Source organism: Rhizobium sp. 10N427 (assembly GCF_056394605.1).
Map to the genome: position 1 here is coordinate 350,556 of NZ_JBFTID010000003.1, position 23,408 is coordinate 373,963.

The window sequence follows — 23,408 nt, forward strand, 5'->3', positions numbered from 1 at the left end:
GGCCAAAGATGCCTGAACAGGAAGTTCGGCGGGAGACCGGATGATCGATAAGCTGGAATTCTTCATAGCCCTTGCCAATGAAAAGCATTTCGGTCGCGCGGCCGAGGAATGCGGCGTTTCACAGCCGACGCTCTCGGCGGCGATCCGCCAGCTGGAGGACCAGCTGGGCGTCATGCTGGTGCAGCGCGGGTCGCGCTTCCAGGGGCTGACACCAGAGGGGCAGCGTGTGCTTGAGTGGGCGCGCCGGATCGTCGGCGATACCCGCACGATGCGCGAGGAGATGCGCACCGCCCGCAAGGGGCTTTCCGGTCACCTCCGGATCGCTTCCATTCCAACCGCGCTGGCGATGCTGCCGCGGATCACCACGCCGTTTCAGGAGCGGCACCCCGACGTTACCTTTTCGATCGTCTCGCGCAACTCGCTGCAGGTTCTGAGCATGCTCGAAAATCTCGAGATCGATGCCGGCATCACCTATCTGGAGAATGAACCGCTTGGGCGGGTGACGACGGTTCCGCTCTATGCCGAGCGCTACAACCTGATCACAGCTGCCGGCAGTCCGCTTTCCGATCGCGAAACTGTGACCTGGCGCGAGGTGGGTCATCTTCGGCTTTGTCTATTGACTGCAGACATGCAGAACCGCCGGATCATCAACCGGCATCTGGCCGAGGCCGGTGCGACGGCGCATCCGACTTTGGAATCAGGGTCGATGATCGTACTGTTTTCTCACGTGCGCACCGGCCGCTGGGCAAGCATCATGCCGCGGAATGTGGCCGAATCTTTCGGTTTTCCGGCTGAAATCCGCATGATCCCGATTGTCGAGCCGGAGGCCGATCATCTTGTCGGTCTGGTCGCGACACATCGCGAGCCGTTCACGCCACTCGTCTCTGCGCTGTTGCATGAGGCAAGGATACTCGCGGAGAGCGAAGATCTTCGATAGGAAAAACCTATCAATCGACGGAACAGCTTTATTGATCGCCTGCATGTTCCCTGAGACACTTCCTGTCACAATGTCATACCAAGCTGGGGGAGGCTGGTGTGGCGGCTGAAACGGGAAGCCCTGGGAGGCCTGCCAAAATGAATGCCCATGTCGCCACCGGCGATATTGCCGCGCGTACGCGCGCGATCGTCTCGAGCCTTCGGTCTCTCGAAGGTCCGCTTCTTCCTATCTTGCATGAAGTCCAGGATGAGTTCGGTTATGTGCCGCAGGAAGCGCTTCCTGTGATCGCTGACGAATTGAACCTGTCGCGCGCCGAAGTGCATGGCGTGATGACCTTCTATCATGACTACCGGGATCATCCGGCCGGGCGCCATGTTCTGAAACTCTGTCGGGCCGAGGCCTGTCAGTCGATGGGCGGAGATGCCATGGCTGAGCGGGTCAAGTCGCTTTTGGGTATCGATTTCCATCAGACGACGCTCGATGGCAACGTCACGCTGGAGCCGGTCTACTGTCTCGGGCTCTGCGCCTGCGCGCCGGCGGCGATGCTGGACGGCGAGCTTTACGGCCGCGTCGATGACGAGACGGTTGCCGAATTCATTGCGGAGGCGCGGCGATGACCGTCAAGATTTTTGTTCCCCGCGATGCGGCGGCGCTTTCGCTCGGCGCCGGCAAGGTTGCCAAGGAAGTGGCCGCGCAGATTGCTGCTCGCGGTCTCGACGTGAAGCTGGTGCGCAACGGTTCGCGCGGCATGCTGTGGCTGGAGCCGCTCGTCGAAGTCGAGATCGAAGGCAAGCGTATCGGCTATGGTCCTGTGAAGGCCAAGGATATCGAGGGCTTGTTCGAGGCCGGGCTGCTGTCCGGCGGCGATCACGCGCTCTGTCTTGGGGAGGTCGAAAGCCTCCCATTCCTCAAGGAACAGACCCGCCTGACCTTCGCCCGCTGCGGCATCACCGATCCGCTGTCGCTTGAGGATTATCAGGCGCATGGTGGCCTGGCGGGCTTGAAGCGTGCCGCTCAGATGGCGCCTGCGGAAATCGTCAAGGAAGTCACCGATTCCGGGCTGCGCGGGCGAGGGGGCGCCGGCTTCCCGACCGGCATCAAATGGAAAACGGTTCTCGACGCTTCGGGGCCGCGCAAATACATCGTCTGCAATGCTGACGAAGGCGATAGCGGTACCTTTGCCGACCGGATGATCATGGAAGGCGATCCCTTCGTGCTGATCGAGGGGATGGCGATTGCCGGGCTTGCGACAGGCGCCACCAAGGGCTTTGTCTATACCCGCTCGGAATATCCGCATGCGATCGCGGCGATGACAGAGGCGGTCGAGATCGCCCGCAAGGCCGGTGTTCTCGGTCCTTCGGTCATGGGATCAGGCAAGGCTTTCGACATCGAAGTGCGCATGGGCGCCGGTGCCTATGTGTGCGGAGAGGAAACGGCGCTGCTGAACAGCCTGGAAGGCAAGCGCGGTGTCGTGCGCGCCAAGCCGCCTCTGCCTGCTCACAACGGGCTGTTTGCGTCACCGACCGTCATTAACAACGTCATTTCGCTGGCATCGGTGCCTGTCATTCTCGACAAGGGTGCAGCTTTCTACCGTGATTTCGGCATGGGTCGTTCGCGTGGCACGATACCGCTGCAGATCGCCGGAAACGTCAAGCATGGCGGTCTTTACGAGACGGCCTTCGGCCTGTCGCTCGGCGATATCGTCGACAAGATCGGTGGCGGCACTGCGAGCGGACGTCCGGTCAAGGCGGTTCAGGTCGGCGGTCCCCTTGGGGCTTATTTCCCGCGGGCGCTGTTCGATACGCCGTTCGACTACGAAGCTTTCGCCGCCAAGGATGGTCTGATCGGCCATGCGGGTATCGTCGTCTTTGACGACAGCGCCGACATGCTGAAGCAGGCGCGGTTCGCGATGGAGTTCTGCGCGGTCGAAAGCTGCGGCAAGTGCACGCCCTGCCGCATCGGCTCGACACGTGGCGTCGAGACGGCCGACAAGATCGCCCGGGGGATCGAACCGGAGAAGAACCGGGCGCTCCTCACCGATCTATGCAACACCATGAAATTCGGTTCGCTCTGTGCCCTGGGCGGCTTCACCCCATATCCGGTCATGAGTGCGATGACGCACTTCCCGGACGATTTCGCTCCAACACCCCTTATCGAAGCGGCGGAGTAAAGACCCATGTCTCTCGTTCATGAAATCGACTACGGAACGCCGGCTTCGAAATCCGAAGCCATGGTCACGCTGACCATCGACGGCCGCGAAATCACTGTGCCTGAGGGCACCTCGATCATGCGCGCGTCGATGGAGGCCGGGATCCAGGTTCCGAAGCTCTGCGCTACCGATATGGTCGATGCCTTCGGTTCCTGCCGTCTCTGTCTCATCGAGATCGAGGGACGCAACGGCACGCCGGCCTCCTGCACGACGCCGGTTGCGTCGGGTCTCGTGGTTCATACGCAGACGGGGCGGCTCAAGGATATCCGCCGTGGGGTGATGGAACTCTACATCTCCGACCACCCGCTCGACTGTCTCACCTGCGCTGCCAATGGCGATTGCGAATTGCAGGACATGGCGGGTGCCGTCGGCCTGCGCGACGTTCGTTATGGCTATGAAGGCGACAATCACGTCAAGGCGCGCAGCAATGGCGAGATCAACCTGAAATGGATTCCGAAAGACGAGTCGAACCCGTATTTCACCTATGACCCGTCGAAATGCATCGTCTGCTCGCGCTGTGTCCGGGCCTGCGAAGAGGTGCAGGGCACCTTCGCGCTGACGATCGAAGGCCGCGGTTTCGGCTCTCGCGTCTCGCCCGGCATGCATGAACATTTCCTTGATTCCGAATGCGTGTCCTGCGGCGCCTGCGTGCAGGCCTGCCCGACGGCGACGCTGACCGAGAAGTCGGTGATCGAGATTGGCCAGCCGGAGCATTCGGCGGTCACCACCTGCGCCTATTGCGGCGTCGGCTGCTCGTTCAAGGCGGAAATGCGCGGCGAGGAGCTGGTGCGCATGGCGCCGTGGAAGGACGGTCAGGCAAACCGCGGGCATTCCTGCGTCAAGGGCCGCTTCGCCTATGGCTATTCGACTCACAGGGATCGCATCCTTAATCCCATGATCCGCGAGAAGGTCTCGGATCCTTGGCGGGAAGTCACCTGGGACGAGGCCTATGCGCATGTCGCTTCCGAGTTCAAGCGCATCCAGTATCAGTATGGCCGCGAAGCGGTCGGCGGCATCACGTCGTCGCGTTGCACCAACGAAGAGACCTTCCTTGTCCAGAAACTGATCCGTGCCGGCTTCGGCAATAACAATGTCGATACCTGCGCCCGCGTCTGCCATTCGCCGACCGGCTATGGTCTCGGCCAGGCTTTCGGCACCTCGGCCGGTACGCAGAATTTCGACAGCGTCGAGCATTCCGACGTCGTGGTCGTCATTGGTGCGAACCCGACCGATGGTCATCCGGTCTTCGGCTCGCGGCTCAAGAAGCGGCTGCGTCAGGGTGCCAAGCTGATCGTCATCGATCCGCGCCGCATCGATCTGGTGCGCACGCCGCATGTCGAGGCGGCCTATCATCTGCCGCTGAGACCGGGCACCAACGTTGCCGTCATGACGGCGCTGGCGCATGTCATCGTCACCGAAGGTCTGTTCAACGAGCGATTCATCCGCGAGCGCTGCGACTGGTCGGAATTCGAGGATTGGGCGGCCTTCGTTTCGGAGCCGCAGCACAGCCCCGAGGAGACCGAGAAGTTCACCGGCGTTCCGGCTGCCGATCTGCGCGGCGCAGCCCGGCTCTATGCGCTCGGCGGCAATGGCGCGATCTATTACGGCCTCGGCGTTACCGAACACAGCCAGGGTTCGACGACCGTCATGGCGATCGCCAACCTGGCAATGGTAACAGGCAATATCGGCCGCGAAGGCGTTGGCGTGAACCCGCTGCGCGGCCAGAACAACGTGCAGGGCTCGTGCGACATGGGATCCTTCCCGCACGAGCTGCCGGGCTATCGCCATATCTCCGACGACGCGACGCGCGATGTCTTCGAAAAGCTGTGGGGCGTAAAGCTCAACAACGAGCCGGGCCTGCGCATTCCGAACATGCTGGATGCGGCTGTGGATGGCACCTTCAAGGGGCTCTACATCCAGGGTGAGGACATCCTGCAATCGGACCCCGATACCAAGCATGTCGCGGCCGGTCTGGCGGCGATGGAATGCGTCGTCGTCCAGGATCTCTTCCTCAACGAGACCGCCAACTACGCGCATGTCTTCCTGCCGGGCTCGACCTTCCTGGAGAAGGACGGAACCTTCACCAACGCAGAGCGACGCATCAACCGCGTACGCAAGGTGATGACCCCGAAGAACGGCTATGCCGACTGGGAAGTGACGCAGAAGCTCGCCCAAGCGATGGGGCTCAACTGGAACTACAAGCATCCGTCCGAGATCATGGACGAGATCGCGGCGAGTACGCCGAGCTTCGCGCTGGTGTCCTACGACTATCTGGAAAAGATGGGTTCTGTTCAGTGGCCGTGCAACGAGAAGCATCCTGAGGGATCGCCGATCATGCATGTCGATGGCTTCGTCCGCGGCAAGGGCAAGTTCATCCGCACCGAGTATGTCGCAACTGACGAACGCACCGGTCCGCGATTCCCGCTGCTGCTCACCACCGGCCGTATTCTCAGCCAGTATAATGTGGGAGCGCAGACGCGCCGCACCGAGAACGTTGCCTGGCACGCAGAAGACCGGCTGGAAATCCATCCGCATGATGCCGAACAGCGCGGCATCCGCGATGGCGACTGGATCAAGCTGCAGAGCCGCTCCGGCGACACGACTTTGCGGTCGCTGATCACCGAGCGCGTTGCGCCCGGCGTTGTCTACACGACCTTCCATCATCCGACGACGCAGGCCAACGTCATCACCACCGACTTCTCCGATTGGGCGACCAACTGCCCGGAATACAAGGTGACGGCGGTGCAGGTTTCGCCCTCCAATGGGCCGACCGAGTGGCAGCTCGAATATGACGAGCAGGCCCGCCAGAGCCGCCGTATCTCCGGCAAGATGGAGGCCGCGGAGTAATGTCCGAACGGCACACACGCATCTCGGTCAGCCGCACCGCCCGCAAGGGCGGTGTGGTGATGCCGGGAGAACGCATCGTGCCGGAAGAGGTGCCGATTGCCTTCTCCTATGGCGGCAGTTCGCATGCCGTGATGATGGCGACGCCGGATGATCTCGAGGATTTTGCCGTCGGCTTCAGCCTGACCGAAGGCATTATCGGCAGCACCGGCGAAATTTCGTCTATCGAGATCGTCGATGGTGATCTCGGTATCGACGTGCAGGTGACGCTTGCTGACGATGTCGAGGATGCGCTGCGCGCGCGCCGCCGGAGCATGGCCGGTCCCGTCGGGTGCGGCCTTTGTGGCATCGAATCGATCGAGCAGGCTGTGCGCAAGGTGCCGGACGTTTCCGGTTCGCCCTTGGCGCTGACGCACGGCGATATTGTGCGCGCTGCAAACCTGCTCAACGAGGCGCAGCCTCTGCATCGCGAAACCCGTGCCGTCCATGGCGCAGGCTTCTATATTCCTGGGCAGAGGCTCTCGGCCGTTCGTGAGGATGTCGGGCGGCACAATGCGCTGGATAAGCTTTGCGGTGCGGTCATCCGTTCAGGCAATACCGGCATCGGCGGTGCTGTCGTCGTCACCAGCCGTATATCCGTCGAGATGGTGCAGAAGACGGCAATTCTTGGCGCATCGATCCTGATTGCGATTTCGGCGCCGACGGCACTCGCCATTCGCACGGCCGAGGACGCCGGGATGACGCTGGTCGCCCTGGTTCGCGGCGATGATTTCGAGATTTTCACCCATCCTCACCGCATTTCGCCGGAAAGCATCGCCGATGTCGCATGATACGCGTTCCAAGCTGGTCTACATGGCCAATCAGATTGCCACGTTTTTCAAGACCCAACCGGCCAGTGAGGCGGCGCAGGGGGTTGCCACGCATATCAACAAATTCTGGGAACCGCGCATGCGGCGCCAATTTTTCGAAATTCTGGAGCAGGAGAATAACGGCTTCGACCCTTTGGTGATCGAGGCCTCTTCCCTGATCCGCAAGCCCGAGCCGGCGGAGCCTATCCGGCACTAAACATTGTTTCGCGCGAGGGGGACGCAGGTTGTTTTTGCCTGTCGAGCGCGATTCATGTCAGCAAGGTCAGATCCAGGAGGAACTCATTCATGACCGCAGCGGATACATCAGGAGCAGGGGTACTGGCGGGCGCTGGCCTGCTTGATCGTGAGCGAATTATTGCGCAACCGGGGTTCAACCGCTGGCTTGTGCCGCCGGCCGCACTCGCCATTCATCTGTGCATCGGCATGGCATACGGCTTCAGCGTGTTCTGGCTGCCGCTGTCTAAATCTCTCGGGATCAGCACCTCGACGGCCTGCCCGGATCTGACGCTGGCTTCGGCCCTTTTCACCACGACCTGCGACTGGCGCGTTGCCGATCTCGGCTGGATCTATACGCTGTTCTTCGTGCTCCTCGGCTGCTCTGCGGCAATCTGGGGCGGCTGGCTTGAGAGGGTCGGTCCGCGCAAGGCCGGTTTCGTTTCCGCCTGCTGCTGGTGCGGCGGTATTCTCGTCGCTGCCGTCGGTGTCATGACCCATCAGCTGTGGCTAATGTGGCTCGGTGCCGGTGTGATCGGCGGTATCGGCCTCGGCCTCGGCTATATCTCGCCGGTCTCGACGCTGATCAAGTGGTTCCCGGACCGTCGCGGTATGGCGACCGGCATGGCGATCATGGGCTTCGGCGGCGGCGCGATGATCGGCGCTCCGCTCGCAAATCTGCTGATGAACTACTTCAAGACCGACACGTCGGTCGGTGTCTGGCAGACCTTCGTGGTCATGGCCGTCATCTACTTCGTCTTCATGATGGGCGGTGCCTTCGGCTACCGCATTCCGCCGGCCGGCTGGCGTCCTGAGGGCTGGACGGCCCCTGCTGCCAAGAGCAGCATGATCACCACCAAGCACGTGCACCTGCGCGATGCGCACAAGACCAAGCAGTTCTGGCTGATCTGGGCGGTTCTCTGCCTCAACGTCTCTGCTGGTATCGGCGTTATCGGCATGGCATCGCCGATGCTGCAGGAAATCTTTGCCGGTTCGCTGATCGGTCTGCCTGACGTCGGCTTCGCGCAACTCGATGCGGGCCAGAAAGCATCGATCGCAACGATCGCGGCGGGCTTTGCCGGTCTGCTTTCGCTTTTCAATATCGGCGGACGCTTCTTCTGGGCTTCTTTGTCGGACAGGATCGGCCGCAAGAACACTTACTTCACGTTCTTCATCCTCGGTATCGTTCTCTATGCCGCAGCTCCGACATTTGCGGATATGGGTAACAAGGCGCTGTTCGTTCTCGCCTTCGGCATCATTCTGTCGATGTATGGCGGCGGCTTCGCGACAATCCCGGCCTATCTCGCTGACATCTTCGGCACGCAGTTCGTAGGCGCCATCCATGGCCGTCTGCTGACGGCATGGGCGACTGCCGGTATCGTCGGCCCTGTGGTCGTCAACTACATCCGCGAGGCGCAGATCTCGGCGGGCGTGGCGCCTGGACCGGCGCTCTATACCGGCACGATGTATATCCTCGCCGGAATGCTGGCACTCGGCCTGATCGGCAACCTCTTCGTCCGGCCGCTTGCTGACAAGTGGTTCATGTCCGACGCGGAAGTGGCATCGCTGCAGGCCAAGTCGGCCGCTGCAAGTGCAGGGCCGAGCGGTTCCTTCGGCATCGGCCGCGGCGGTTTCGACGCCAAGGCAGCACTTGCCTGGGCCGTGGTCGGCATTCCTCTCCTGTGGGGCGTATGGGTCACGCTGAAGGCGACGTTTGCCTTGTTCGGCTGATCGGAACCTTGGTGAATCTAAGGGAAGGCACGCGTCTCAGCGCGTGCCTTTCTCATGAAAAAGGCGCCTCCGGGGAGAGGCGCGAATTCCGGAGTTGGGCGCTTTCACCACCAGGCCGCATCCGGCCTCTCGCGCCGGACACGGTCCCGGGGGAGGAGGTCAGCGCATCGCGATTACCATGCGGCAGAGCTTGACGAGGCTTGCCTCGTAGCCGCCCGAGCCGAGAATGTCCCGGCAGCGAAGCTTTACCTTGGCGCGCTCGGCTGCCGACATGTCATTGTAGGAGTAGGCCGGCCCATTCAGACCACGAGGGCCATTCGAGCCATTGGGATCTCTCGGCCCGTTCGGGCCATTGGGACCGTTGGGGCCATTAGGACCATTAGGGCCGGTCGGATCATCCGGATCGATGCCCGGCACGCCGAGGGCGATATCGACCAGCGTGTTGCCGCCCAATCCAGCTTTCGCCCTGGCGCTGACGAGGCCACTACCGCCGACATTGGCTTTGACGTCAGCATTCAAACCTTTGCTGCCGCCGACGCTTGCTGTCGTGCCGACTCCGAGCCCTTTTGTTCCGCCGCCGATGCTCGTCTTGCTATTGATGCCGCCGGATCCGCCAACGGACGCGTTGACGCCAAGTCCACCCTTCGATGTGCCGCCGACGCTGGCATTGACGCCGCTGGAACCACCGATGGACGCGCTGAGGCCGCGCCCGCCATTGTTGCCGATGCTGATGCCGTTGCTACCGCCTATGCTGAGGCCACCGCCACTGCTCTTGCTGCCGCTGCTTGTACTCCCGCTGCTCGTACTGCTCTTGGAGCCGCCGCTGAGGGCGTTTCCGAGGCCGCCGAGAAGGCCTTCGGCGCTAGCCTGGGACGGCATGATCAACGCTGCACAGCTGATGGCGAGTACAGTGATAGCCGATTTGTGATACTGCATTTCCAACCTCCAAAAGCGATTCCGCCAGGACCCCATGCCCAGGCTTGGAAATCAAAATCGGAAGCGCGCGCTTTCCGTATCGGATAGCAGCAACCAAAAGTGGTTGTCAGGTCTCCGATCGATACAGTATCAGAATATACGTAGATTCTAATATTGTGTAGGAGTTTCGCGCTAAGGTTGGTTTTGACTACTTGTACAGCTAAGAAGCTGTAAACGAAATCGGCAAGACTGCGTCTATAATATTTTCTATTGCGTAATTTCTGGAAAGTGCCGAATTATATAGTGATTGTTTTCATTGTGGTTTCAGGGAGTTTCCTTGCCTGAAAGCATATGTGGCTATTCTCGTAGAATAGGTGCGAAGGACGAGACGTCAAATCGATACTTGTCTATGATGATATTCTAATTCAATCAAAAATTAGGGGCGACGGCTGGTTTTGACAGCACGCCTTGCTTGCAGAGATGCAAAGAAAAACCGGCCCTGCAAACAGGGCCGGAGAGCAGGTGTGCTTGAGTGGAGATCAGAATTCTTCCCAGTTGTCGGCGGCCGGTGCGGCTGAACCGTGCGCTCTGGCAACACGGGCGACAAGCTGCAGAGCCGGAGAGGTATGTCTCGCAGCTGGACGATGCTGCATCTCGTTGCCGAGGCGGAACTGACTGAGCAGGGCTCTCAGCACCTCTGCCTCGGAGGTCAGCTTGTGGCTTGCTGCGGTGCTTTCCTCGACCATGGCGGCATTCTGTTGCGTCGCCTGGTCCATCGAATTGACGGCTTGATTGATTTCTTTGATGCCTGTCGCCTGTTCGCGTGATCCTTCGACAATGGCCGCGACATTGGTATTGATGTCGGCGACTTGGCTGACGATCTCTTCGAGCGCCCGGCCAGTCTGGCCGACGAGATCGACGCCATTCTTGACGAACTCGCTGGACTGGTTGATCAGCGCCTTGATTTCCTTGGCAGCACTTGCCGAGCGCTGGGCGAGTTCGCGCACTTCCTGGGCGACGACGGCAAAGCCCTTGCCCGCCTCACCGGCGCGTGCGGCCTCGACACCGGCATTCAGCGCCAGCAGATTGGTCTGGAAGGCGATATCGTCGATGACGCCGATGATGTTGGTGATCTCGCGGGACGACTGCTCGATCTGCCCCATTGCCGAGACTGCATTGCGCACGACGATACCGGATTGCTCGGCGCCATGCTTCGTCTTGGCCACGAGCTGACCGGCCTCGCCGGCGCGGTGGCTGGAGTCGTTGACGGTGGTGGTGATCTGCTCCAGTGCAGCGGCCGTCTCTTCAATGGACGCCGCCTGCTGCTCCGTGCGTTTCGAGAAGGAATCGGCTGCCGCACCGATCTCGTGAGACCCGGCGGCGATCGCGGCCGTGTTCTCGCCGATCGTCACCATCGTATCCCGCAGCTTTTCCAGCGCAGTGTTGAAATCGTGGCGCAATTGCTCCATCGATGGGACGAAGGCGGTATTGACCGTCTGCGTCAGGTCGCCCTCCGCGAGATGTTTCAAAGCGCTGCCAAGCTGGCTGATCGCGCTCATTCGCTCGGTCACGTCGGTGGCGAACTTGACGACCTTGTAGACGCGGCCATCGGCGCCGATGATCGGGTTGTAGGCGGCCTGGATCCAGATCTCCTTGCCGCCCTTGCCATAACGAACGAACTCGTTGGCGATGAACTCGCCGCCTGCCAGCCGCCGCCAGAAATTGGCATAGTCTTCGGTGCGGGCATAGGCCGGATCGCAGAACATGCTGTGATGCTTTCCAGCGATTTCGGAGAGGCTGTAGCCTAAGCCTCTACAGAAATTCTCGTTGGCCGTCAGGATCTCGCCGTTCGGCTTGAATTCGATGACGGCCTGAGACCGGGAGATCGCATCGAGCTTGCCGGCGTCGTCGATCGCCTGACGCTTGGCCGCGGTGATGTCGGTGGCAAACTTGACGACCTTGAAGGGCTTTCCGCCCTTGAGCACGGGATTATAGGTCGCTTGGATCCAGATCTCACGGCCGCCCTTTGCCAGCCGCTTGTAAGCGCCAGCATCATGTTCGCCGCGGCCAAGCCGGGTCCAGAAATCGCGGTATTCCGCGGTTGCGACCAAGGCCGGATCGCAGAACATGCTGTGATGTTTGCCGGTGATCTCATCGAGACTGTAGCCGAGCGCCCGGCAGAAGTTCTCGTTGGCCTTCAGGACATTGCCTTTCAGATCAAATTCGATAACGGCTTGAGATTTCGAAATGGCATCAAGAATGTATTTTGCATCGGAAGATAAACCCAGCATCCCCGTTCCCCAATCATGTGCCGACGCTCTCGCCAGGCAAAGTTGATGAACTTACAGCTTTTGGATTTGAGGTCGGATTAATCGCGCTATACGCGAAAATCGCAACTATCAGAAATCGTAATACTGTCAGTTCGCAACCCATGATGATGGTGTGAAGGTTAATTTAGGGTATAAAAGAGATTGCTAATAAGATTTGTTTTTACGCCAAGTTCTTATGGGTGATTTCTACTGGGCACAAAAAAAGCCGCCTCGACGGCGGCTTTGATTTCGTGTGGCGCTGCCTTCCGTTAAGCGGCAACGAGTTCTTCGGCTTCGCTTTCCTTGAACATCTTCGCGAGGTTCAGGAAGCAGATCATGCCGTTTTCGGAGGCGATGATACCTTCGCAATAGGCGCGATCGAAGGAGGCGGTGACCTCAGGAACGGGCTGAACTTGGCCGGAAGAGATCGTCAGGATGTCCGAGACGCGGTCGACGAGCATGCCGATGACCATGCTGTGCACTTCCGCAACAACGATGGCGCTGCGTTCATTGGCGACCGTGCTCTTCATGCCGAGCTTGTAGGCGAGGTCGATGATCGGGATTACAGAGCCGCGCAGGTTCATCACGCCGATGACATCCGACGGTGCATGCGGGATCGGGGTGGAGGGCGCCCAGCCGCGGATTTCGCGGATGGTCGTCGTCTTCACGCAGAATTCCTGATCGTGCAGCCGGAAGGCAATGATCTCGAGCGTGTCGCCACTGAAACTATTGGAATTAATGGTGCTCATTAGAAATCTTCCCAATTCTCGTAAGCCAGAGCGGCTGCGCCGCCATTGGCGCGAACATTCGTTACGCGTTGACCACGTGGCGTTGCGCGTGCGGCAGGCGCTTCTGTGGCTTTGGTGTTGAGCTTAGCGAAAGAGTGTTGCGCAAATCTAAATTGCGACAGCAGCACCCGGAGGTTTTCGGCTTCCTTCGAGAGTTTGCCGCTGGCAGCCGTGGTCTCCTCGACCATGGAGGCATTGTCCTGCGTGACCTGGTCCATTGCGTTGACGGCCTTGTTGATCTCCGTCAGCCCGGTGGACTGCTCGCGGGCAGCTGTGACAATGGCCACGACATTGCCGTCGATCTCGGTGACCTGCGAGACGATCTCTTCCAGAGCGCTGCCGGTTTCACCGACCAGCGTTACGCCACTCTTGACGTGTTCGGACGAGGCGGTGATCAGCGTCTTGATTTCCTTTGCCGCGTTCGCCGAGCGTTGGGCGAGTTCGCGTACTTCCTGCGCGACGACGGCAAACCCCTTGCCAGCTTCGCCGGCCCGGGCAGCCTCGACACCGGCATTCAGGGCCAAAAGATTGGTCTGAAACGCTATTTCATCGATGACGCTGATGATGTTGCTGATCTCGCGCGACGAATTGGCGATCTGATCCATGGCGCCGATCGCCTTGCGGACGATGCTGCCGGAATGTCCGGCGCCAAGCTTCGTCTTGGCCACCAGGTCGCCAGCCTCACCGGCGCGCTTGGCGCTGTCGGCCACTGTCTGGGTGATCTGCTCGAGGGCGGCGGCTGTCTCCTCAACGGTTGCTGCCTGCCGCTCCGTCCGCCTGGACAATTCGCCGGCAGCGGTCGTCATTTCGCGGGAGCCGTGCGCGATGGCATCGGTGTTTTCAGCAACGGTGCGCATGGCGCCGCTGAGACGTTCGACGGCGCTGTTGAAATCGACGCGGACCTTGTCGAGAGCTGGAAGGAATGGTGTCTCAATGGCGCCGGTCAGGTCGCCGGCGGCAAGGCGCGTCAGTCCTTCACCGAGTTCATCGACGGCCTGGACGCGGCTGGTGATATCGGTCGCAAACTTGACGACCTTGAAGACGCGACCGTTCATGTCGAAGATCGGGTTGTAGGACGCCTGGATCCAGACGACTTTACCGCCCTTGCCGACTCGCTTGAACTCTTCGGCAACGAACTGGCCGGCGGCAAGCTTGGTCCAGAATTCGCGGTAGGCAGGCGAGGCCGTATAGGCCGTTTCGCAGAACATGCTGTGATGCTTTCCGCGGATTTCCTCCAGACTGTAGCCGAGGACGGAAAGGAAGTTGCCGTTTGCGGTCAAGATCTCGCCGGACGGGGTAAACTCGATGACGGCCTGTGCCCGGGAGATCGCTTCGATCTTGCCGATGGCATTTGCCGAATCGAGCTTGGCCGCGGTCACGTCAGTTGCGAACTTGACGATCTTGTAAGGCTTGCCGTTGGAGAGCAGGGGGTTGTAGGTCGCCTGAATCCAGACGTCCCGGCCGCCCTTGCCGATGCGGCGGTATTCGCCGGAATCGAACTGGCCCTTGCCGAGCTTGGCCCAGAAATCCTTGTAGGCCGCAGACGCGACATAGTCAGGATCGCAGAATATCCGGTGGTGTTTGCCGGCGATCTCCGAAAGCTCGTAGCCGAGCGTCCGGCAAAAGTTTTCGTTGGCCGTCAGAATATTGCCCTGCAGGTCGAATTCGATCACGGCCTGCGATTTGTTGAGCGCCGAGAACATGGCCTTGGCGTCGGAACCTGAAATAACTGAAAATAGCGGCATCGTCGTCCCTCTAAGGACTGCAGCACTCCAAAGCGGTGCGGGGCGAGGGCGATTGCCAAAAACAGGCACACAGATCGCCGCGCCTGCGGCGCATTCGATGCGGCAGGTCAGATCTCAAATAAAGCTGAAAACCCGGACGCTGCCCCCACAATACGCCCGGGTGTTTCTGCTGAAATAATATGATTAGTTAGATTAAAAATGAGTAACTGACTGAATATACTGATGTATATTAGCGTTTAATGCGTGAGTTCACGCAAACATACTTCGTGTTGGTTGCGGCCTCCGAAGAGGCCGCTCACCTCAGGTAATTGTCTTCTCGATTTCGGAGACGGCCCATTCGACCTGGTCCTTGGTGATGACCAGCGGCGGAGCGAGGCGGATCGTGTGCTCGTGTGTATCCTTGGCGAGCAGACCGCGCTCCTTGAGACCGTAGCAATACTGGCGCGCGCCACCTGCTTCGGGCTCGAGCTCGATCGCCAGCATCAGGCCGCGGCCACGTACGTCCTTGACGATGTTCGAGCGGATGGAGCGCAGACCTTCGAGGAAATAGTTACCCATCTTCTCGGCATTCTCGATCATGCCTTCCTCAGTGAGCACCTTGAGCGCGGTGCGGGCAACGGCGCAGGCGAGCGGATTGCCGCCGAAGGTGGAGCCGTGCTGACCGGGCTTGAGGACGCCAAGGACCTCGGTGTTCGAAAGAACGGCTGACACCGGATAGAAACCGCCGGAGAGCGCCTTGCCGATCAGCGTGACGTCGGCTTCGATGCCTTCGTGCTCTTCCGCAAGCAGCTTTCCGGTGCGGCCGAGACCGGTCTGGATCTCGTCGAGGATCAGCGTGACATTGTGTGTGGTGCAAAGCTCGCGGACGCGCTTGAAATAACCGGCCGGAGGAATGATGACGCCGGCCTCGCCCTGGATCGGCTCGATCAGCGCGCCGACGGTGTTTTCGTTGATCGCCGCAGCAAAGGCATCGGCATCGCCGAAGGGGATGGTGCGGAAGCCCGGCGTATAGGGTCCGAAGCCGGTGCGTGCATCCGGGTCGGTCGAGAAGCTGATGATGCTGAGCGTCCGGCCGTGGAAATTGTCGGAGCACACGATGATCTCTGCCTTGCCCTCCGGCACGCCCTTCACCTCGTAGCCCCATTTGCGCACGGCCTTGATCGCCGTCTCGACGGCTTCGGCACCGGAATTCATCGGCAGGATCTTGTGCGATCCGGTCAGTGCCGCGAGCTCTTCATAGAGATGGGCCAGCTGGTCGTTGCGGAAGGCGCGGGAGGTGAGTGTCAGCTTGCCGGCCTGTTCGACCATCGCGGCAAGGATCTTCGGATGGCAATGACCCTGGTTCACGGCGGAGTAGGCCGAGAGGCAATCGAGATAGCGGTTGCCGTCGGTATCCCAGACGTAGACGCCTTCGCCGCGGGTCAGCACGACGTCGAGCGGCTTGTAGTTGTGGGCGCCAAGCCGCTGTTCGGTGGCGATCAGGTTTTCAGATGCGTTCATGGCTGGGTTCCCTCGGATTAGGCGGCGCGGGTCGGACGATCGAAGATACGGCGGCCGAAAAGGCTGGCGGTCAGTTCGACAAGAACGCGGGCGCTCTTGCCGCGATCGTCCAGAAACGGATTGAGTTCGACGAGATCGAGCGACGATACGAGGCCGCTGTCGCAGAGCATCTCCATGACGAGGTGCGCTTCGCGGAATGTCGCTCCGCCCGGCACGGTCGTTCCGACGCCCGGGGCAATATCGGGATCGAGGAAATCGACATCAAGGCTGACATGCAGGAGGCCGTTGGCTTCTTCCACCGCAGCAAGGATCTGCCGCATGATCGGCGCGATGCCCTGTTCGTCGATCGAGCGCATATCGAAGACGTTGACGCCGTGCTTCTTGATCAGCTCGCGTTCCGGCGCATCGACCGAGCGGATGCCGACCTGAAAGACGTTGCGCGGATCGACCAGCGGCCGGGTCTTCGGAAGAACTTCGGCGAGGTCAGCCTGACCGGTGAAAAACGCGACCGGCATGCCGTGAATATTGCCGGAGGGCGAGGTTTCCGGCGAGTTGAAATCCGAGTGGGCGTCAAGCCAGATGACAAACAGCGGGCGGCCCTGTTCGGCGGCATAGCGTGCCATGCCGGAGACGCTACCCATCGACAGGGCGTGATCGCCGCCAAGGATCAGCGGAAGACGTCCGGCTGCTGCTGCTTCATAGGTGCTCGCTTCCAGCGCCCGGGTGAACGCGCCGATGATCCGCAGATTGTGGGCTTTCGGATGATTGGGCAGGTCGCGGGCCGGCACGATCTGCAGGTCGCCGTCGTCCTTGACGTCATGACCGAGCTCGATGAGCGTCTGGTCGATCCCTGCGATGCGAAGTGCTGCCGGGCCCATTGCGGCGCCCCTGCGGCCGGAGCCTTCTTCCAACGGAACGCCAATGAGGGTGACTGCGCGCGATTGAACGTCCATTCCAAGCTCCGGATTTCGAGTTTCGAGCTGCATATTCGGCTATTGCCGCGGCGACAAAAAGATGGAAAATTGCCAAAATAAAATCCACATTGTACAAATTGCTCACACCATTCGAGCAAAGTGAAAATCATGGATGATCTCGATCAGGAACTGCTCAGCGCTCTCAGACACAATGCAAGAACGCCGGTATCATCTCTGGCAGCGATGACGGGCGCTTCACGGGCGACAGTTGCCGCGCGGATCGACCGGCTTGTTGCCAATGGCACGATCGCGGCCTTCACAATCCGGACCGGGCACGAGGTGCGCTCGGCGGGCGTCCGGGCCATCATTCTCATCGAGGTTCTCGGCAAACTGGCCGACAAGGTTGCCGACCAGCTGCGCGGGTTGCCTCAGGTGCGCGCCTTGCACAGCACCAATGGCAAATGGGATTTCATCGCCGAACTTGAAGACCGGGATCTCGTGTCCTTCGACGAGACGCTGCGGCGCATCCGTCTGGTAGACGGAATCAACGTGACGGAAACCAACATCCTGCTGAAAACCAGCAAGACCATCTTCTAGGGCGCGAGCGTCAATACTCGTGCTCGTAAACGACGCCCGCTTCACCCGAGCCATTTCCGCCCGCAGCACCGCGAAGCTTCACACCGCGGCCGACATCGAGATTGATGATCGCCTTGGCACCGGCCGCACCGCCTTGCTGCAGTTCGAAATAGGTGCGCTCGTTGAGATAGCGGCCGACGCTGACGCTGGTCTGGCCTTTTTCGTCGGTGCTGATGTCGAGATCATCGACGCCAAGCTGGTTGCGCAGGCCCTCGAAGAGCGAGGTTGACCGGCCACCGGCGAGCTGGCTGACTGCATCGGCAAGCTGAGCGATCTGCACCGGCGAAAGCTTTGACATCGACTGTCCGAAGATCAACTGCGCCAGGACTTCATCCTGCGGCAGGGCCGGTGACGACGAGAAGGTGATGGCCGGGTCGGTCGCCAGACCACCGACATCGACCGTCAGCGTCGTCGTGCCCGAGGTCGAGCTTGCCTCCATATCCAAAGCAGGGGTCAGGTTGCCTGCGAAAGTGATGCGGCTCTTGTCGGTGAAGTTCATGCGGCGGTTCAGGATCGTCAGGCGCCCACGCCGCATGGTGAAGCCGCCGGAGACGATCGGGGCTGCTGCCGTCCCCTTGATGGTCAGACTGCCGCCAAGCTCGGAATCGATACCGCGGCCACGAACGAAGATCTGCGACGGCGCATTGAGCTGAAGATCGAGCGTGATCGTCGAAGACTTTTCGCCGGGCTTCGGCGGGCTTTCGTCGCGCAGTTGCTTGAGCACCGCGGCGGGCGCGTGGATGTGCCTGATGTCGATTTCGCGCAGCGAGGTCGGCAGCTTTTCCGGCACCGTGACGGAGGCCTTCTCCAGATCGAGGCGTCCGCTCAAGGTCGGGTTGGACAGCAGCGGACCACGCAGACCGACGGTGCCATCGACTGTCGCGACGACGAGTGTGCCGTCGACATAGACGGCCTTGTCCAGCTTGACGTCGATATTGACGGGATAACCGCCATTCGGCTGAATACCGATCGTTCCGGTGGCCGAGATTGCTCCGCCGCTTGCAAGATTGGCGCTGAAGCGCGAGATCGTCGCCTGCTGGCCGTTCATGGTGATGCTGGCCGTCAGGTTATTGAGAGCCAGGTTGCGGCGAACGTCGATCAGCTTGGCGCCGCTGGTGTTGACGCTGCCGTTGATAACGGGACCGCCGGCATTTCCGGTAATGCGAAGATCGATATCCGCCGCGCCTTCTGCAACGAACCCCTGTTGGGCGAGCTGCGCGCCGAGAATGGCAAAGGGCAGGTTTCCGCGGAACTGCAGGTTTAGCGCTTTCTGCCCGGTGATGCCGACGCTGCCACCGCCGTTCATCGACAGGCCGCCGTCGCCGGAAAGGCCGGTATCGATGGTCAGCGTGTTGCTGGCGAGCTTTCCGTTGGCGGTGATGCCGAGTGGCGTAAGGCCAGCGCTCTTTGTCTGACTGGTCTGCGCATTTTTCCAGTTGAGCTTGAAATCGACATCGGGGATCGGAAGCTTGCCCGCGGCATTGGCGCTGCCCGAAATTGCCCCTTCGGCATCAAGATTGGGAACGAAGGCGTTGGCGATGCCGGCCGGCAGATTATTGATGTCAGCGTCGGCGCGCAGCGAATTCGCCTGAGGGCCGGCAACCTCGAAGCTGCCCTTCGCCTTGACCGACAGCGAACCGCTGCCGTTGGCGTTGACGTTGAAATTCAGCGTATTACCAGAAAGTCGGCCATCGGCCGTGACGCCGAGACCGGTAACATTGGCGGCCTTGGTGTGACTGGTTGCGGCGTTCTTCCAGGCAAATTTGAAATCGGCCGCCGGATTGGGGAGCTTTCCGTAAGCTCTGGCGGTTCCGGAAATCAGTCCTTCGGCGCCAAGGCCCGGCACGAAGGGGTTTGCAAGGCCGGCTGGCACGTTGGTGATGTCGGCATCGACCGAAAGCGCGTTGGCATCGGGGCCGGAAACGGCGAAGTTGCCAGTTGCCTTCAGCGACAGGCTGTTCTTGCCGCTTGCCGCCGCGTCGAAATTGATGCGGTCGTCAGCGAACTTGCCCTTGGCAGTGACGTCGAAGCTGGCGAGCTTGGCCTTCTTCGTCTGATCCGTCGCGGCATCCGTCCATGTAAGGTCGAAGTCGGCATTCGGTCTCGGCAACTTGCCGGAGGCCTTGGCCGTCCCCGATATCAGACCCTCGGCGCCAAGGCCGGGAACGAAGGGATTTGCCAGCCCGGCCGGTACATTGCCGATCGTGGCATCGACGGAGAGGCTGTTTGCATCGGGACCGGCAATCGTGAAGCTGCCCGCTGCTTTCAGCGATAGACTGTTCTTGCCGCTCGCCGCGGTGTCAAAATCGAGCTTGCTATCGGCAAACTTGCCCTTGGCGGAAACGTTGAAACTCGCGAGCCCCGCCTTTTTGGTTTGGCCGGTCGCCGCATCGGTCCAGGTCAGGTCGAATTCGGCGCTAGGGCGTGGCAACCTGCCGGAAGCCTTGCCTGTCCCTGAAATCAGTCCTTCGGCGCCGAGGCCCGGAACGAAGGCATTTGCCAGCGAGGCCGGGGCGTTGCTGATATCGGCATCGACTGTCAACGTATTCGCTTCGAGCCCTGCAACGACGAAGTTGCCCTTGGCTTTCAACGCCAGGTTCTTTGCGCCGGTGGCGTCGACGTCGAAGGCGAGCTTGTTGTCGGCGAAGGTGCCGATCGCGCCGATGGCCAGTTTGGCAAGGCCGGCCTTCACAGTCTGGCTGGTTGCGGCGTCTTTCCATGACAGATCGAATTGCGCAGTGGGGTTGGGGAGCGTGCCGGAGGCTTTGGCGGTGCCGGATATGACGCCGGCGGCGCCGAGATCGGGAACGAAGGCGTTGGCGAGCCCCGCTGGCACGTTGGCGATTTCGGCATCGACCGACAGGGCCTGGGCATTGGCGCCGGCGACCATGTAGTTGCCCGAGGCCTTCAGGGATAGTCCCTTGCCGCCATCTGCGGTGGTTTCGAAATCCAGTCTGTTGTCAGCGAGCTTGCCGCTTGCGGCGATCGCGAAACCGGAGAGGCCGGCGGCCTTTGTCTGGCTTGTCGAAGCGTCCTTCCAGTCGAGCTTGAAGTTCGCGATCGGGGCCGCCGGGGTGCCGGTTACCGTGACCGTGCCGGAAATGCTGCCTGCCGCCTCGAGCTTCGGGACGAAGGTGTTGGCGAGGCTGGCGGGAAGGTCTTTGATCGTCGCATCGATATCGAGTGTTTCTCCGGCCGAGCCCGAAACGCTGACCGAACCCTCACCGGTGCGGATCGTCAGGCCATCCAGCTTTGCGGCACCACCGGCGATCGTTACGGCGGTCGGCGCAGAAAGCTCGACGGCAATGTTGCGGGGCTTTGCCGACAGCCGGTCGAGCTCGATCTTCATGCTGCCGTCCTTGGTTTCGACGGCGCCGGCGGCGACCAGCGGATTGGCGTCGTAGACGGATGTCAGATCGAAATTGGTGCGGTTCTGCTGCTGCGTGAAATTGACCGCCAGACCGCTGATGGTGTTGGCGCCCGAAGAAATCTCGTCGGCCTTGATGATGCCGTTCGCTGCAAAAGCTTTCAGATCGCTGACGGTGATATCGATATCCGGCTTCACCAGCGACAGGCCGTCGCGCCTGATGCCGCTGCCGCTGGCCTTTGCCTTGATGGAGATCTTGCCAGCGTCATTGGCGATGTCGAAGGCCCCCTTCAGATCGCCCTCGGCACGTTGTCCTGCCAAGGCTGCCAGCAGGCCGACATCCGGAAAATCGAAATTCAGCTTGCCGCTCGGCAGGAAGGATGGCGTCAGCTCGATATTGCCGTTCAGCTTGTTGCTGCCGGCATCGATGGAGATCGACGGAATGCTGGTCGTCCCGTCTTTCGACTGGACATTGGCATTGATCGCCAGCGGCTGGCCGTCGATCGCACCTTTGGCGCTGACCGTCGCCTGCGGCGCATCGGGATCGGCGGTTCCGGAGAGAGCGACGTCTAGACCCGAGAGCGTACGGCCAGCGGTCTGAAGCGCCGCAGATTTCAAGTTCGCCTTGATGGCGAGCGCGGTCAGTGGGCCACTGATATTGGCCGTGTAGGCCAGTTCGCCGCCGGTATCCTGAACGAGCTTGCCGATATCGGGAAGCCGCCCGCTGAGATCGGCCGCCAGCGTGTCGCCGTCGAGGGTGACGTTGCCGTTGGTTTCCAGGCTGCCCGATTTCACCACGAGGTTCGACAGATTGATCTTCGAAGGGATCGTGCCTGCAACTTGTGTCTCGATCGAAATCGGTGTGTCGAAACGCGGCGCGATCGCCACCGGGAGGGCCGCCGGTTCGATCGTCAGCTTGGCATTGCCTGTGAGCGCCTGGCTGTCGAGTCTGTAGGTGCCGTTAACGCTGCCGCTGGCATTGGCGCTTTCGAATGTCGTGCCGTTGAAGCCAATGCTATCGGGCGCGATCTGAAGCGGGGCTGCCAGCGTGACCGGTCCCTGAACCGCCCGGTTGATGTCGGGATTGATGAAGGCCGTATCGCCGGCCACAAGACGGATCTGCACGCCGCCGCTTTTCTTGGCGATGTTGAAGGCATCGCTCTTGGCCGTCAGCTTGACGTTGCTTGCCGTGGCCTGAGGAATGGTGATCGCGTCCAGGGATGCGCTGGCATTCAGCCGGGCAGCCTTGGCGTCGCCGGTCAGGGCGACGTTGAGGCCGCTGACGAGCAGGCGCGCTTCACCCTTTTCAAGCGGCCAGCGGAAGTCGACCGGGCCGGATGTGCCAAGAACATTGGCATTCAGGCTGTTGTTACCCGCCGGATCGAGCGTGCCGGAGGCCGCGATGACGACGCTTCCGGTGGCGATGTTGCCGGTCTGGATGTCGATCTTGCCTTTGTTGTCGAAAGTGGCGGCCAGATCGATATTCGTCTGCCCTGCAAAGAGCGGGCGGAAGGGTGGGGGCAGGAGCGAGCTGAGATCGCCGCCGCCTTTCAGGTTGATCTGGTGAAGACCCTCCGGCGTCAGCACATGCTGGCCTTCGATCGAAGCGCGGGGCTGTCCATCGAGGGCCGCCAGCAGCTTGGCCTTCCAGTTCGAAATCGGACCGTCGCCATCGATCGACAGATTGACGGATGGATCGCCCGGCAGCGACAGCAACGTCGCCATCACGCCGCCCTTCGGTTCGGCAAGCTGAGCCTTGAGGCGAAGGTGGTTTTCCTCGGGCATGAAGGCAACGTCTGCGTTCAGCTTGGCGTCCGGCACCGACTGGCGATTGACGTTGAGAACCGCGTGGCCACCGCTCTGATCGGCCTGCAGATTGCCGCCCGCGACCAGCGTGAAGGCGCGGCCCACAAGCTGCTCACTGAGATTGATCTGCGGCAGCGCGATGTTGTCGATGTCGATCTTGATGGGCAGCTTGAAGCCGGCTTCTTCGCCGGTATCCGGCGGCGACGGCAATGTGCGCACCGGCTTGCGGACGACGGTGATCGACTGGATGCCGATCTGCTTGGCGTGGAACGTGCCGGTCAGCAGCGCCAAGGGATTCCAGTTGATAGAGATTCCTCTCGCTTCGGCGAAAACACCACGGGTGTCCGATATCGTGATCTGTGCAGCATCGAGGCCGCCTGTCAGCAGGCTGCCAGGCTCGCGGATCGAGACGTTCATGTCCCGGTTGGAGATGATCTCCGCGACCTTTTCGGTAACGATGCGTGAGCCGAAGGAAGTGAAGCCGAAAATGACGATCGCAATCGCGGCAACGACAAGCACGAGGCCAAGGCCATAGCCCAGCAGCCTTACAATCCAGTTCATCAGTTTCGTCAGTGCTTGCATGAAGGCGGACACTATCCCGTTCGCATGGCGGTGCAACGGGTTC

At 60.9% G+C, this 23,408-nt stretch carries 15 protein-coding genes; 8 read left to right on the forward strand and 7 right to left on the reverse strand.

Annotation, left to right across the window (positions count from 1 at the left end):
* Positions 1 to 40: 40 nt before the first annotated feature.
* The 7 genes from AC1DIJ_RS09155 (at position 41) to AC1DIJ_RS09185 (ending at position 8,803) form a co-directional block, all read left to right on the forward strand.
* Entirely contained in the window at positions 41 to 937 is an 897-nt protein-coding gene (locus tag AC1DIJ_RS09155) for a LysR family transcriptional regulator (RefSeq protein ID WP_112385753.1), read from the forward strand.
* A gap of 137 nt (positions 938 to 1,074) precedes the next feature.
* Entirely contained in the window at positions 1,075 to 1,554 is a 480-nt protein-coding gene (locus AC1DIJ_RS09160) for a formate dehydrogenase subunit gamma (RefSeq protein WP_112385752.1), read from the forward strand.
* Positions 1,551 to 3,107, forward strand: a complete 1,557-nt coding sequence (locus AC1DIJ_RS09165; RefSeq protein ID WP_112385751.1) for a formate dehydrogenase beta subunit — start codon at positions 1,551 to 1,553, stop codon at positions 3,105 to 3,107. Before AC1DIJ_RS09160 ends, AC1DIJ_RS09165 begins: the two co-directional genes overlap by 4 nt.
* 6 nt (positions 3,108 to 3,113) lie before the next feature.
* Entirely contained in the window at positions 3,114 to 5,993 is a 2,880-nt protein-coding gene (gene fdhF / locus AC1DIJ_RS09170; protein ID WP_112385750.1) for a formate dehydrogenase subunit alpha, read from the forward strand.
* Positions 5,993 to 6,820 (forward strand): formate dehydrogenase accessory sulfurtransferase FdhD, encoded by an 828-nt coding sequence (gene fdhD, locus AC1DIJ_RS09175; protein ID WP_112385749.1) that lies wholly within the window; start codon positions 5,993 to 5,995, stop codon positions 6,818 to 6,820. Before fdhF ends, fdhD begins: the two co-directional genes overlap by 1 nt.
* Positions 6,810 to 7,055 carry a formate dehydrogenase subunit delta gene (locus tag AC1DIJ_RS09180; protein WP_112385748.1) on the forward strand — a complete coding sequence of 82 codons (246 nt, stop codon included), beginning with the start codon at positions 6,810 to 6,812 and terminating at the stop codon, positions 7,053 to 7,055. Before fdhD ends, AC1DIJ_RS09180 begins: the two co-directional genes overlap by 11 nt.
* A gap of 89 nt (positions 7,056 to 7,144) precedes the next feature.
* A complete protein-coding gene (locus AC1DIJ_RS09185; RefSeq protein ID WP_112385747.1) occupies positions 7,145 to 8,803 on the forward strand; it encodes an OFA family MFS transporter in 1,659 nt (552 codons plus the stop codon).
* Between the two features lie 159 nt (positions 8,804 to 8,962).
* Here AC1DIJ_RS09185 and AC1DIJ_RS09190 read toward each other — a convergent pair whose 3' ends face one another.
* From AC1DIJ_RS09190 to rocF, 6 genes are all read right to left on the reverse strand, one after another.
* Positions 8,963 to 9,739, reverse strand: a complete 777-nt coding sequence (locus tag AC1DIJ_RS09190) for a hypothetical protein (protein ID WP_112385746.1) — start codon at positions 9,737 to 9,739, stop codon at positions 8,963 to 8,965.
* Between the two features lie 518 nt (positions 9,740 to 10,257).
* Complete coding sequence (locus tag AC1DIJ_RS09195; protein WP_112385745.1) at positions 10,258 to 12,009, reverse strand: methyl-accepting chemotaxis protein; 1,752 nt, start codon at positions 12,007 to 12,009, stop codon at positions 10,258 to 10,260.
* A gap of 287 nt (positions 12,010 to 12,296) precedes the next feature.
* Positions 12,297 to 12,776: a chemotaxis protein CheW gene (locus AC1DIJ_RS09200; RefSeq protein WP_112385744.1), complete on the reverse strand. Its 480-nt coding sequence runs from the start codon at positions 12,774 to 12,776 to the stop codon at positions 12,297 to 12,299.
* On the reverse strand, positions 12,776 to 14,560 hold the full coding sequence (locus AC1DIJ_RS09205) for a methyl-accepting chemotaxis protein (protein WP_112385743.1): 1,785 nt from the start codon (positions 14,558 to 14,560) through the stop codon (positions 12,776 to 12,778). The genes AC1DIJ_RS09200 and AC1DIJ_RS09205 overlap by 1 nt, the downstream gene beginning before the upstream one ends.
* Positions 14,561 to 14,860: 300 nt before the next feature.
* Positions 14,861 to 16,060 (reverse strand): ornithine--oxo-acid transaminase, encoded by a 1,200-nt coding sequence (rocD, locus tag AC1DIJ_RS09210; protein WP_112385742.1) that lies wholly within the window; start codon positions 16,058 to 16,060, stop codon positions 14,861 to 14,863.
* A 17-nt stretch (positions 16,061 to 16,077) separates the two neighbouring features.
* Complete coding sequence (gene rocF / locus AC1DIJ_RS09215) at positions 16,078 to 17,013, reverse strand: arginase (RefSeq protein WP_112385741.1); 936 nt, start codon at positions 17,011 to 17,013, stop codon at positions 16,078 to 16,080.
* A gap of 129 nt (positions 17,014 to 17,142) precedes the next feature.
* On the opposite strand from rocF, the gene AC1DIJ_RS09220 reads away from it, so the two are divergent.
* Positions 17,143 to 17,571 (forward strand): Lrp/AsnC family transcriptional regulator, encoded by a 429-nt coding sequence (locus AC1DIJ_RS09220; RefSeq protein WP_112385740.1) that lies wholly within the window; start codon positions 17,143 to 17,145, stop codon positions 17,569 to 17,571.
* A 10-nt stretch (positions 17,572 to 17,581) separates the two neighbouring features.
* Here the strand turns inward: AC1DIJ_RS09220 and AC1DIJ_RS09225 are convergent, their stop codons facing one another.
* Positions 17,582 to 23,365, reverse strand: coding sequence for a translocation/assembly module TamB domain-containing protein (locus tag AC1DIJ_RS09225; protein WP_112386054.1), 5,784 nt, complete (start codon positions 23,363 to 23,365; stop codon positions 17,582 to 17,584).
* Positions 23,366 to 23,408 lie beyond the last annotated feature (43 nt).

What these genes read in the sequence shown, in the direction of transcription:
- AC1DIJ_RS09195 (WP_112385745.1), bottom strand. Translation starts at nt 12,009, where the DNA reads ATGCTGGGTTTATCTTCCGATGCAAAATACATTCTTGATGCCATTTCG.
- AC1DIJ_RS09220 (WP_112385740.1), top strand. Translation starts at nt 17,143, where the DNA reads ATGGATGATCTCGATCAGGAACTGCTCAGCGCTCTCAGACACAATGCA.
- fdhF (WP_112385750.1), top strand. Translation starts at nt 3,114, where the DNA reads ATGTCTCTCGTTCATGAAATCGACTACGGAACGCCGGCTTCGAAATCC.
- AC1DIJ_RS09160 (WP_112385752.1), top strand. Translation starts at nt 1,075, where the DNA reads ATGAATGCCCATGTCGCCACCGGCGATATTGCCGCGCGTACGCGCGCG.
- AC1DIJ_RS09185 (WP_112385747.1), top strand. Translation starts at nt 7,145, where the DNA reads ATGACCGCAGCGGATACATCAGGAGCAGGGGTACTGGCGGGCGCTGGC.
- AC1DIJ_RS09180 (WP_112385748.1), top strand. Translation starts at nt 6,810, where the DNA reads ATGTCGCATGATACGCGTTCCAAGCTGGTCTACATGGCCAATCAGATT.
- AC1DIJ_RS09155 (WP_112385753.1), top strand. Translation starts at nt 41, where the DNA reads ATGATCGATAAGCTGGAATTCTTCATAGCCCTTGCCAATGAAAAGCAT.
- AC1DIJ_RS09225 (WP_112386054.1), bottom strand. Translation starts at nt 23,365, where the DNA reads ATGCAAGCACTGACGAAACTGATGAACTGGATTGTAAGGCTGCTGGGC.
- AC1DIJ_RS09165 (WP_112385751.1), top strand. Translation starts at nt 1,551, where the DNA reads ATGACCGTCAAGATTTTTGTTCCCCGCGATGCGGCGGCGCTTTCGCTC.
- AC1DIJ_RS09190 (WP_112385746.1), bottom strand. Translation starts at nt 9,739, where the DNA reads ATGCAGTATCACAAATCGGCTATCACTGTACTCGCCATCAGCTGTGCA.
- fdhD (WP_112385749.1), top strand. Translation starts at nt 5,993, where the DNA reads ATGTCCGAACGGCACACACGCATCTCGGTCAGCCGCACCGCCCGCAAG.
- AC1DIJ_RS09200 (WP_112385744.1), bottom strand. Translation starts at nt 12,776, where the DNA reads ATGAGCACCATTAATTCCAATAGTTTCAGTGGCGACACGCTCGAGATC.
- rocF (WP_112385741.1), bottom strand. Translation starts at nt 17,013, where the DNA reads ATGGACGTTCAATCGCGCGCAGTCACCCTCATTGGCGTTCCGTTGGAA.
- AC1DIJ_RS09205 (WP_112385743.1), bottom strand. Translation starts at nt 14,560, where the DNA reads ATGCCGCTATTTTCAGTTATTTCAGGTTCCGACGCCAAGGCCATGTTC.
- rocD (WP_112385742.1), bottom strand. Translation starts at nt 16,060, where the DNA reads ATGAACGCATCTGAAAACCTGATCGCCACCGAACAGCGGCTTGGCGCC.